This is a genomic window from Gordonia zhenghanii, assembly GCF_021738965.1.
Classification (GTDB): Bacteria; Actinomycetota; Actinomycetes; order Mycobacteriales; family Mycobacteriaceae; genus Gordonia; species Gordonia zhenghanii.
The window spans coordinates 1-11,831 of the sequence record NZ_JAKKOQ010000027.1; the positions used below are offsets into that span (position 1 = coordinate 1).

At 66.5% G+C, this 11,831-nt stretch carries 10 protein-coding genes; all 10 read left to right on the top strand.

The genetic code is table 11. From position 1 onward, the window contains the following. Positions 1 to 367 precede the first annotated feature (367 nt). Entirely contained in the window at positions 368 to 2,134 is a 1,767-nt protein-coding gene (locus tag L5G32_RS19035) for an HAD-IIA family hydrolase (RefSeq protein ID WP_237012654.1), read from the top strand. 12 nt (positions 2,135 to 2,146) lie between these two features. Beyond that, the gene (locus L5G32_RS19040) at positions 2,147 to 2,386 is read left to right on the top strand and encodes a hypothetical protein (RefSeq protein ID WP_237012655.1); all 240 of its coding nucleotides are present in this window, start codon (positions 2,147 to 2,149) and stop codon (positions 2,384 to 2,386) included. Between the two features lie 39 nt (positions 2,387 to 2,425). Then, on the top strand, positions 2,426 to 3,277 hold the full coding sequence (locus tag L5G32_RS19045; protein ID WP_237012656.1) for a TlyA family RNA methyltransferase: 852 nt from the start codon (positions 2,426 to 2,428) through the stop codon (positions 3,275 to 3,277). 24 nt (positions 3,278 to 3,301) lie between these two features. Next, on the top strand, positions 3,302 to 4,249 hold the full coding sequence (locus L5G32_RS19050) for an NAD kinase (protein WP_237012657.1): 948 nt from the start codon (positions 3,302 to 3,304) through the stop codon (positions 4,247 to 4,249). 6 nt (positions 4,250 to 4,255) lie between these two features. Further along, entirely contained in the window at positions 4,256 to 6,001 is a 1,746-nt protein-coding gene (gene recN / locus L5G32_RS19055; protein WP_237012658.1) for a DNA repair protein RecN, read from the top strand. Positions 6,002 to 6,111: 110 nt separating this feature from the next. Continuing rightward, complete coding sequence (gene steA, locus L5G32_RS19060) at positions 6,112 to 7,296, top strand: putative cytokinetic ring protein SteA (protein WP_237012662.1); 1,185 nt, start codon at positions 6,112 to 6,114, stop codon at positions 7,294 to 7,296. Continuing rightward, positions 7,293 to 8,222 carry a copper transporter gene (locus L5G32_RS19065; protein ID WP_237012659.1) on the top strand — a complete coding sequence of 310 codons (930 nt, stop codon included), beginning with the start codon at positions 7,293 to 7,295 and terminating at the stop codon, positions 8,220 to 8,222. Before steA ends, L5G32_RS19065 begins: the two co-directional genes overlap by 4 nt. 121 nt (positions 8,223 to 8,343) lie before the next feature. Further along, a complete protein-coding gene (gene pyrG, locus L5G32_RS19070) occupies positions 8,344 to 10,104 on the top strand; it encodes a CTP synthase (protein WP_237012660.1) in 1,761 nt (586 codons plus the stop codon). After that, entirely contained in the window at positions 10,101 to 10,733 is a 633-nt protein-coding gene (locus tag L5G32_RS19075; RefSeq protein WP_237012661.1) for an NUDIX domain-containing protein, read from the top strand. Before pyrG ends, L5G32_RS19075 begins: the two co-directional genes overlap by 4 nt. Beyond that, positions 10,730 to 11,656, top strand: coding sequence for a site-specific tyrosine recombinase XerD (xerD, locus tag L5G32_RS19080; RefSeq protein ID WP_308192069.1), 927 nt, complete (start codon positions 10,730 to 10,732; stop codon positions 11,654 to 11,656). Before L5G32_RS19075 ends, xerD begins: the two co-directional genes overlap by 4 nt. Positions 11,657 to 11,831: the final 175 nt, after the last annotated feature.

Below are 11,831 nucleotides of genomic sequence, written 5' to 3' on the forward strand. Positions count from 1 at the left end.
GAAGCTAAGCCCTCCAGCGCCGATGGTACTGCACTTTAATCAGTGTGGGAGAGTAGGACACCGCCGAACTAAACATCGTAGAGCCCCCAACACACTCGTGTGTTGGGGGCTCTACCACTATCTACACACACTGTTATTTCTGGTGGTCGAGCGAAGTCGAGACCTGCGTGCGTACGGGCGGATCTCGACTCCGCTCGATCAACGTGGTTGGCGGGCCGCGCTGTAGCTCTCTGCGTGCCGACAACGGAACTCGACCAACGACGAAGACACCCAACCCGCCGGTCGAGCGGAGTCGAGACCGACACATATAGCGCAGTCGTGCTTTCGGACGCGTAATGCGTGCGATATAGGCGATAGATTGGAAGTCATGAGCAAGCGACACAACGGAGACGGTCCGGTGAACGGATCGGATCCGGTTCTTCCTGACGACGTGCGGGCTTCGGATCTCGATCCGGAGATCCGGCGGGACCTTCAGGGACTGGATCGGGCGACGGCTGACCGCGTCGCGCGTCATCTGATTCTCGTCTCGGAACTGTTGAGCGAAGACCCGGACGCGGCTCTCGCTCACGCCCGTGCGGCACGAGCACGTGCCGCACGCGTTGGCGTGGTGCGGGAGACGGCCGGAATCGCTGCGTACAACGCAGGCGAGTGGCAGGAGGCCATCACTGAGCTCCGGGCTGCTCGACGGATGGCCGGTGGCGACGCACTGCTTCCGCTCATCGCCGACTCCGAGCGCGGTCTCGGCAGGCCCGAGCGCGCGGTCGAGATCTCGGAGAGTTCGGAGGCGCGAGCGCTCACCGGCGATGATGCGCTCGAGATGCTGATCGTCGGATCCGGCGCACAGTTGGATCTCGGTTATCCGGAGCGCGCAGTGAAGGCACTCGAAGCCGGCGATCTGCGACCCGGTCGAATCGGTGACGACGCCGCGCGACTGTTCTACGCGTACGCATCGGCACTGGAGTCGGCCGGTCGTCGGTCGGAGGCGCTCACGTGGTTCCAGAACGCCGCTGCGGCAGACGTCGACGATCTCACGGACGCTGAGTTCCGTCTCATGGACTTGAACTCCAGTGTCAACGGATCTGCCGGACGGACTGCCGAGACGCACGAGGAGGCGAGCGACGACCAGCGTGGCAGTAGTCTCGCGACGTCCTATGATGCGTTGTTCTACGACCTCGACGGCACGTTGTACGCCGGAACGTCGGCCCTTCCTCACTCCGTGGATTCGGTGAACAAAACGAGCGGTTCGGTGCTGTTCGTGACGAACAACGCAAGCCGTTCACCGGAGGCAGTGGCCGAACATCTCACTGCACTCGGGTTCACTGCGTCCGCCGAGCAGGTCGTCACGAGCGCGCAGGCCGGCGCAGGCCTCCTCGCGCAGCGAGTCCCCACCGGCAGTCGCGTCCTCGTCGTCGGTGCCGATGCACTCCGCGACGAGACGGCAGCGGCCGGATTCACCGTCGTCGACTCAGCCGACGACGAGCCGGCTGCTGTGGTCCAAGGACACTCGCCGGACACCGGTTGGGCGCAACTGTCCGAAGCGGCGCTCGCCGTTCGGGCGGGCGCGACTTGGGTGGCGTGCAACGTCGACACGACACTGCCGAACGAACGGGGTCTGCTCGTCGGCAACGGCTCGATGGTCGCGGCGGTCCGGTCGGCGACCGGTGCAGAACCGCTGGTTGCAGGCAAGCCCGCGGCGCCGATCATGCGCGACGCACTGTCTCGGACTACGGGGAGTCGGCCGCTCGTCGTCGGCGATCGCCTGGACACCGATATTGCAGGCGCTCAGGCGGTGGGGCTCGACAGCCTCCTCGTACTCACCGGGGTGTCCACGGTGCTCGACCTGCTCGCGGCGACTCCGGAGAGCCGCCCGACGTACGTCTCAACCGATCTCACCGCGCTCGACGCGGATGGCGACACCTCCCGTATCGGACCCCATGACGGCTGGCGGATCCAGGTCATCGACGAGCACGTCACGGTGACGAGCAGCGGAGCCGACGACGCAACGAGCCTGATCGCCTCCCTCGCCCATGCCGTCTGGACTGCGGACGTCGGCGACCGTGCCTTGAAGATCGCCGCGCAGGACGACGTGGCCGCTACGGCTCTGGCGACGGCCGGTGTCAGTGCGCTGCGTTAGCCTGGACAGGTCATGAATGCACCGAACCCTGCCGCGTTGGCGGCCCAGGCCGCCCGGCTGAACGCCGAGCCGGGCGATCCCGCCGATCACCCGGTGACCGGCGAGGTCCGCGACCTCCTGGAAGAAGTCGATCAGGTCCGCGGCGTCGTCGGCGACGAGTTCGACCTCGGAGCCGTCGCGCGACAGGCAGAACTGCTGACACAAGCACACGACGCCTTGGCGCACGCGTTGGAAGACGTCGGACGTGGCTGATTCCGACGTTTCCGCAGTCGCGAACGAGGGTCCGCACTGATGGCGGCGCGAGCCAGACTCGACGCCGAACTCGTCCGGCGAGGCCTCGCGCGGTCGAGAGAGCAGGCGCGTGAGATGGTCGCCGCAGGCAAGGTGAAGGTGAACGGCACCGTTGCGTCCAAGGCCGCTACGAATGTCGGCAAGGACACGCCCGTACTGGTGACCGAACCCGAGACAGACGGCTGGGCGTCTCGCGGCGCTCACAAACTACTGGGGGCGTTGGAGGCTTTCGAGCCGCTCGGTGTGACGGTCGACGGGAGCCGCTGTCTGGATGCGGGAGCGTCGACCGGAGGTTTCACCGACGTGCTTCTCCGCCGTGGCGCACGCGAGGTCGAGGCGGTGGACGTCGGCTACGGACAGCTCGTGTGGAAGCTCCAGACAGACGGCCGGGTCCACGTCCACGATCGGACCAATGTCCGACACATCGACGCGGAGTCGATCGGCGGGGAAGTAGATCTGATCGTCGGAGACCTCTCGTTCATCTCGCTACGACTGGTGCTGCCTGCGCTCGCCTCCTGCCTGCGGCTCGGCGGCGACGCGTTGCCGATGGTGAAGCCGCAGTTCGAGGTCGGCAAGGAGCGGGTCGGAACCGGCGGTGTGGTCCGCGAGCCCGCACTACGGGCGGAAGTGGTCGCCGACGTGGCGACCGCAGCGCAGTCGCTCGGTCTCGAGACCAAAGCGGTCGTGGCGAGCCCGTTGCCGGGCCCCTCCGGGAACGTCGAGTTCTTCCTCTGGCTCCGCAAGACCCGCGCGATGCCGGATCGGGCCGCGGCCGATACCGTGGAGCCGTTGCCGATCGGCGACGACGTCCGCGCGATGATCGCGCAGGCCGTCGCCGACGGACCTGCATGAGGACGAGGAAGGGAGGGAGACCCCATGACTGAGCGGACCTTCCTGGTGGTCGCGCACACGGGCCGCGAGACCGTCACCCAGACGCTGATGGTCATCGCGGAACGGTGCGCCGCAGCCGGAGTGGCCCTGCGGATCGTCGACCACGACACCCGGGCCTCGGCTGAACCCGTCGACGAGCCCACGCATCCCGTGAATCCCGAGCGTCTCCGCGCGACCGGTGTGAGCGTCGAAGTCACCCGTGCCGACTCGGCGTCGGCCAAGGGATGCGAGCTGGTGATCGTCCTCGGCGGCGACGGGACGTTCCTGCGTGCCGCGGAGTTGGCGTATCCGGCATCCGTCCCGCTGATGGGCATCAACCTGGGCCACATCGGCTTCCTCGCCGAGGCCGAGTCTCATCGCGTGGACGAAGTCCTCGACATGCTGATCTCGGGTCGCTACCGGGTCGAGGACCGGATGGTGCTCGACGTGACGGTCACCGACCCCGGCGACACTGAGCCTCGCGCACGGACGTGGGCCCTCAACGAGGTCGTGATCCAGAACCGCTCGCACAACGGCGTCCTCGAACTGGTCACCGAAGTCGATGGTCGTCCGGTGTCGGCATTCGGCGCAGACGGACTGCTGGTCGCGACCCCTACCGGATCGACGGCGTACGCGTTCTCCGCGGGTGGGCCGGTGATGTGGCCCGACCTCGAGGCGATCCTCGTCGTCCCGAGTAATGCGCACGCGCTGTTCGCACGCCCGATGGTGACGAGTCCGCGGTCCACTGTGGCCGTCGAGATCCACCGCGACGGGCGCGACGGCGTGGCCGTCAACGACGGACGGCGCATGATCGAGGTCCCGGCAGGCTCGCGCATCGAAGTCTCCCGTGCACCGCACTCTCTACGATGGGTCCGGATCAACTCCGAACCGTTCGCCGACCGCCTCGTGACCAAGTTCTCGCTGCCTGTGACGGGCTGGCGGGGGAGGAGCTGAACACACGTGCTCGAAGAACTCTCGATCACGAGTCTGGGCGTCCTGGAATCGGCATCCGCCGAGTTCCACCCGGGTTTCACCGCGCTGACCGGTGAGACCGGTGCCGGAAAGACGATGATCGTGACGAGTCTCCGCCTGCTCTCCGGCGGTCGAGCCGACGCAGGCCGAGTACGCAGCGGCGACGCGAAAGCCGTCGTCGAGGGTCGGTTCCGACTGCCCTCCGAGCGAGGCGACACGATCGCCGAGGTCCTCGAGCAGACCGGAGCCGAAGTCGACGACGATGAGACCGTGATCGCGGTCCGGACCGTCAACTCCGACGGCCGCTCCCGTGCGCATCTGGGCGGGCGAAGCGTGCCCGTCGGGACGCTGGGAGCACTGACCGGTGAACTGTTGGCGATTCACGGCCAGAACGATCAACTCCGATTGATCCGCGGCGACCAGCAGCGTGCCGCACTCGACCGATTCGCGGGCGCACCCGCAGCGAAGACCCTCGCGAAGTATCGGCAGGCGCGCGAGCGGTGGGTCAGCGTTCTCGACGAACTCGACCGGCTACGCACAGACTCACGCGAACTCGCCCAAGAAGCCGACCGGCTGCAGTTCGGACTGGACGAGATCGACGCGGTGAAACCGCTTCCCGGCGAGGACGCCGAGATCGTCGAGACAGTACGGACGCTGACCGACCTGGAAGACATCCGCTCGACGGCATCCCAATCGCAGGGCATCGTCGCAGGCTCGGACGGACGTTCGGTGATTGACGCACTCGGAACCGTCCGGTCGTTGTTGGAGACCGCGTCCGACCAAGCGCTACAGGATCTGCGTCCGCGGATCGAAGAGGCGTTGGTAGTCGTCGGCGACATCGGCGCCGAACTGACGGGCTTCCTCGGCGGACTCCCCGACGACGCTGCCGATCTCGACTCACTGCTGAACCGGCAGGCCGAACTCAAGTCGCTGACCCGCAAGTACGCCGCCGACGTCGACGGAGTCCTGCAGTGGCGCGACGATGCCGAACGGCGTCTCGACGAGATCGCCGACCCGCAGGGGCGGATCGATGAACTCGAGGCGCAGGCGAACAGCATCCGCGACGAAGTCGCAGCCCTCGCGTCGACCTTGCACACGCAGCGGACGAAGGCCGCGAAGTCGTTGTCCACCAAGGTGTCTGCAGAGCTGGACGGTCTCGCCATGGGCGGCAGCGCACTGGCTGTCACTGTCGCATTGAAAGCGGCCGACGATCCCCGTTTGGCGATCGACAGCGGCGGGACGACGACCACGGCGGGCGGTCACGGTGCTGACCAAGTCGAGTTCGGCCTCGTCGCGCATAAGGGCGCCGCGCCGCTGCCCATCGCCAAGTCGGCGTCCGGCGGTGAACTCTCACGAGTGATGTTGGCGTTGGAAGTGGTTCTCGCCGAGCCTGATTCGGGTTCCGTCATGATTTTCGACGAGGTCGACGCCGGCGTCGGCGGGGCAGCGGCCGTTCAGATCGGTGCCCGTCTGGCACGTCTGGCCCGTCGGCACCAGGTGATCGTGGTGACCCACCTTCCTCAGGTGGCGGCGTTCGCTGACAACCATCTCGTGATCGGCAAGGACGGCGGCGGAACAAAGGGGCGTCAACGATCGACGCTGACGACGCTCACTCGCGACGAGCGAGTGTCCGAGCTCGCGAGGATGCTTGCAGGCCTCGGTGACTCCGAGACCGGGCGCGCACACGCCGAAGAGCTCCTGGAGACCGCGGAGGCCGCTCGAGACGCCGAGTAGGACCTCACCCGACAACACCAACGATGTTATTCGTGTGACAAAAGTTGCCAATGTTACGGCGCGCCTCCGTGCCATTCAGCGGCGGGCGGCCCACCATGGCTGTCATGAGGATGCCTGCTTTGCTGTCACGCAACACCGAAGAGCTGCCCGGCCTGATCGGGGTCGTGCGTATCGACAAGAACTCCAAACGTCTCCTCGAGCGCGTCGGCGAAGGCGAGATCGTCGTCCTCGACGAGGTCGACCTGGATCGGGTCACCGCAGACGCGCTCATCGACGCTGAAGTCGGCGCCGTCGTGAACGCGTCGCAGTCGATCACCGGCAGGTACCCGAACCTCGGTCCCGAGGTGCTCGCTGCGTCGAGCATCCCGATCCTCGACGCCGTGGGGCCCGAGGTGTTCTCACGTCTCAAAGACGGCCAGAAGGTCCGATTGAACGACGGTCGTCTCTACGTCGGTGAACGCGTGGTCGCTCGCGGTGAGGAACTCGACGAGCGCATCGTCGCGGACCGGATGCTCGACGCCAAGACCGGCCTCGTCGATCATCTCGAAGCATTCTCAGGCAATTCCATCGAGTTCATTCGCAGCGAGTCGCCCCTCCTCATCGACGGCGTCGGCATCCCTGACGTGCAAGTCAGCCTGGCAGGACGCCACGTCGTGGTCGTCGCCGAGGGGGCAGGCCGCGCGGCGGATCTGAAGGCACTCAAGCCGTTCATCAAGGAGTACCGGCCCATCATGGTCGGTGTCGGCACCGGCGCGGACACGTTGATGAAGGCGGGCTACCGTCCGTCGTTGATCGTCGGCGACCCCGAGGGCATCGCGACCGACACCCTCAAATCCGGTGCAGAACTGGTGCTGCCTGCCGATCCGGACGGTCACGCGCCGGGACTGGAGCGCATCCAGGACCTCGGCGTCGGCGCCACGACTTTCCCGGCTGCCGGCTCGGCCGCAGATCTCGCGTTGCTGCTCACTGATTTCCACGGGGCCGACCTGATCGTGACGGCGGGTCTCGGCGGCACGCTCAACGACTTCTTCGACCGTGAGCTCCGCGACGAGATTCCGTCGACGTTCCTGACTCGACTCAAGGTCGGACCTAAACTCGTGGACGCCAAGGCCGTCGCCACTCTGTACCGGAGCCGTGTGAGCGGGAGCGCGATCGCGATGCTGATGCTGGCGGCGCTGATCGCGATCATCGCGGCGATTGTCATCACGCAGGGCGGCAGTGACGTGACCGGCTGGATCGCCGACCAGTGGAACGCTCTCGTCGACTGGGTCACCGGGGTGTGGAACCGCGAATGATCACGATGCGTCAACACGCGATCTCGCTGATCGCGGTCTTCCTCGCGCTCGCACTCGGTCTGTTCCTCGGGTCGGGGTTCATCGGAGACCGCGTCAACGCGCTCACTGGAACCGACCGTGACAAGATCGGAAACCTCGAGAACGAGCGCGACGACCTCGCAGCGCAGGTCAACTCCAACGACAGCTTCACCTCGGCGATCGCCGGGCGGATCACCGCGAACCTGCTGAAGGACCAGTCGGTCCTCGTGGTTACGACGCCGGACGCGGCAGAAGCCGACGTCGACGCGCTCAAGACCATGGTCAACGATGCCGACGGTACGTTCGCCGGCCAGATCGGGCTCACCCACGAACTACTTGGCGACCAGAGTGCGTCGAAGCTGCGCACCGTCATCGACCAGTCGATCCCGGCGGGTGCGCAGCTACGCATCGAGTACACCGACTCGGGCTCGCGACTCGGCGACCTGCTCGGCGTCGCGCTGTTGAACCGTGAAGGCCAGAAGCCCGCGTCGGGGTCGGATCGTGAGACCGCTCTCCAAGCACTTCGCGGCGGCGAGTTCATCGACTACCCAGACGGGACGATCAAACCCGCGGACCTCGTGCTCGTGGTAACCGGCGGTGAGATGTCGGAGGATTCGGGCGCGCAGGGGCAACTCGTCGCGCGTCTGGCCTCGACCATGGCGATGCGGGCGCAGGGGGGTGCGCTCGTCGGTCGCACGGGGTCGGCCGACGGCGGGTCGCCGATCGGAGTGATCCGGTCCGATCCGTCGCTGAGCAACGCGGTGACCACCGTCGACGACGTGAACCAGGAGATGGGGCGTCTGACGACGATCATGGCGCTCGGCGAAGAACTGGACGGCCGTTCGGGCGCCTATGGCACCGGTCCGGGTGCGACAGCGATCACGGTGGGCGCAAAACCTGCTGAGTGACACGATGCTCTCGCCGCCGCGTGAGGGTGTCGGCGGGATTTCGGCGCGAATGCTGTTAGGCTGAAGTCCCGTAGGTCATCAGGTATTCGGCAATCCTGATACACCCCGACGGGAGAATCATTTGCGATCACTGCGTTCAGAGCGCGTCGCCCCCAAGCACATCTTCGTCACCGGCGGAGTCGCCTCGTCCTTGGGTAAGGGACTGACGGCGTCGAGCCTGGGTCAGCTCCTCACTTCACGCGGCATTCGCGTGACCATGCAGAAGGTCGATCCTTACCTGAATGTCGATCCGGGGACGATGAATCCGTTCCAGCACGGTGAGGTCTTCGTCACCGAGGACGGTGCCGAGACAGACCTCGACATCGGCCATTACGAGCGATTCCTGGATCGCAACCTCTCGGGGTCGGCGAACGTCACGACCGGCCAGGTGTACTCGACGGTCATCGCCAAGGAACGACGCGGCGAATACCTGGGCGACACAGTCCAGGTGATCCCGCACATCACCGACGAACTCAAGTCGCGGATGTTGGCGATGCACGACGCCGACGCGAACGGCGAGACCCCGGACGTCGTCATCACCGAGATCGGCGGCACCGTCGGCGACATCGAGTCGCAGCCGTTCCTCGAGGCGGCGCGACAGATCCGGCACGACCTCGGGCGCGGCAACGTCTTCTTCCTTCACGTTTCCCTGGTTCCGTACCTTGCGCCGTCGGGAGAACTCAAGACCAAACCGACCCAGCACTCGGTCGTCGCTCTGCGCAGCATCGGCATTCAGCCGGACGCGTTGATTCTGCGCTGCGACCGCCCGGTGTCCGATGGACTGAAGAAGAAGATCGCATTGATGTGCGACGTCGACATCGACGGGTGCATCTCGACGCCCGACGCGCCGTCGATCTACGACATTCCGAAGGTCCTGCATTCCGAACAGCTGGACGCGTACGTGGTCCGTCAACTCGGACTGCCGTTCCGCGACGTCGACTGGACCGTGTGGGGCGACCTGCTGGACCGAGTCCACAATCCGCGCGAGACGGTGAACGTCGCGCTCGTCGGCAAGTACATCGACCTGCCCGACGCCTACCTGTCGGTGACCGAGGCGATCCGCGCGGGCGGCTTCGCCAATCATGCGCGCACCGAGATCAAATGGGTGCCGTCGGACGACTGCGAGACCGCAGAAGGCGCGAACACGGCGTTGCGCGACGTCGATGCGGTGCTTGTCCCCGGCGGATTCGGGATCCGCGGCATCGAGGGCAAGCTCGGCGCCATCCGCTATGCCCGCGAGAACGGCATCCCGCTGCTCGGCCTGTGCCTCGGCCTGCAGTGCGTCGTCATCGAGGCTGCGCGCTCCGCGGGGCTCGCCGACGCCAGCTCGACCGAGTTCGATCCGGAGACGCCGTCGCCGGTGATCGCAACGATGGCCGACCAGGAAGCCGCCGTCGCGGGCGAGGCCGATCTGGGCGGCACGATGCGTCTCGGCGCCTATCCCGCGGCGCTGACCGCAGGGTCGCAGGTTGCGAAGGCCTACGGGACCACCGAGGTCAGCGAGCGGCACCGTCATCGTTTCGAGGTCAACAACGCCTATCGGGAGGTCGTCGCGAAGTCCGGTCTGGAGTTCTCGGGCACGTCGCCCGACGGGCGCCTCGTCGAATTCGTCGAATACCCGAAGAGCGTGCATCCGTTCCTAGTCGCCACGCAGGCACACCCGGAGCTCAAGAGCCGTCCGACGCGCCCGCATCCGCTCTTCAAGTCGCTCATCGACGCAGCATTGCGATACAAGCGTGCCACCCGCCTGCCCGTGGAGCTCGACGGATATGACGCGGGCGAGTACTCCGATGCAGATGCTGTGGACGCCGGAGACGTCGCGGAGCAGGGGACCGGGGAGTGACGTCGACGCCGGGATCGCACGAGTTCACCGTCTCCGCGTCGGAGACCGTCTACTCGGGCGCGATCCTGGCGCTCCGCCTCGACGAGGTCGACATGCCGGACGGACGATCTGCGCAACGGGAAGTCGTGGAACACCACGGAGCCGTCGCAGTGGTCGCCAAGGACGACGACGGACGGGTCGCGATGGTCCGGCAGTACCGTCACCCGGTGGGGCGACGCCTCTTGGAGTTGCCTGCCGGTCTGCTCGACGGCGGGCCCGGAGAGCAACCCTTGGATGCGGCGCGACGCGAACTCGCCGAGGAAGCGGATCTGGCGGCTGACCGGTGGTCGGTGCTCGTAGACCTCGTCGTCTCACCGGGTTTCACCGATGAGGCACTGCGTGTGTACCTCGCGGAGGGACTGCACGATCTGCCTGCCGCCGAACGCGAACACGAAGAAGCCGATCTGGTCGTCGAGTGGGTTCCGCTCGCGGAGGCGGTGTCGCTCGCGCTGTCCGGTGAGATCGTCAACGCGACGGCTGTTGCGGGCGTGTTGGCGGCGGCCGCCTCGAACACGCGCGGTGTGTCGTTGCGGGGGACCGACGAGCCGTGGACCGACGAGCCGACCGCGTTCGTCGCACGCCGCACGTGACGGTCTCGGACGTCGAGCATCTCGTCGACGCATACATGGACCATTTGACCGTTGAACGGGGATCGGCGGCGAACACGATCGCGTCGTATCGCCGAGACCTGTTGCGGTATCGCGGTTTTCTCGCACGTCGAGGCGTCACCGATCTGCGTGACGTCGATGAGGCCGCGGTCCGTGACTTCCTCGTCGCGCTGCGTCGCGGCGACCCGGACAACGACCTGCCCGCGCTCGCCGACAGTTCGGTGGCGCGCACCCTCATCGCGGCACGCGGGTTCCATAAGTTCGCGGCAGCCGAAGGAGTCGTCGACGACGATGTGGCCCACGCCGTTCGTCCTCCGACGCCGGCCCAACGCCTCCCGAAGTCGTTGCCGGTAGATGACGTCCTCGCGATCCTTGAGGCGGCGAGTGTGCCGGAAGGTCCTCGCGCACTTCGCGATCGGGCACTGCTCGAGTTGCTGTACTCATGTGGTGCACGCATCTCCGAAGTCACCGCACTGGATGTGGACGACATCGACGTGGAGCACCGCGCAGTCGTTCTACGAGGAAAGGGCGGAAAGGAACGGATCGTGCCCGTCGGACGTCCAGCGTTGAGTGCGCTCGACGCCTACCTGGTGCGTGGACGGCCGGCCTTGGTCAAGAAGGGCATTCCGGCTCTGTTCCTCAACATCCGCGGCGGCAGGCTCTCTCGGCAGAGTGCGTGGCAGGTCCTCGTCGACGCCGCAGAGCGCGCGGGCATCGACAAAGACGTCTCCCCGCATACCCTGCGCCACAGTTTCGCGACCCATCTCCTCGACGGCGGCGCCGACGTCCGCGTGGTCCAAGAGCTGCTCGGGCACTCGTCGGTCACAACGACGCAGGTCTACACAATGGTCACCGTCAATACGATGCGCGAGGTGTACGCCACCGCGCATCCGCGCGCCCGCTAGCCGCGCCCCACCCGATGGTCGGGCCTCAGCCGCTGGTCGAGCCCACTCCGTTGGTCGAGCGGAGTCTCTAATAGATGGTGACTGGCCGGAGGCTGGTTGGGGGAGGATGGTTGCTGGCGCTTCGGGTATGACTTCGCGGAGTCTTGCCGCCCTACATTTTGGTGGGGTTGGCTTT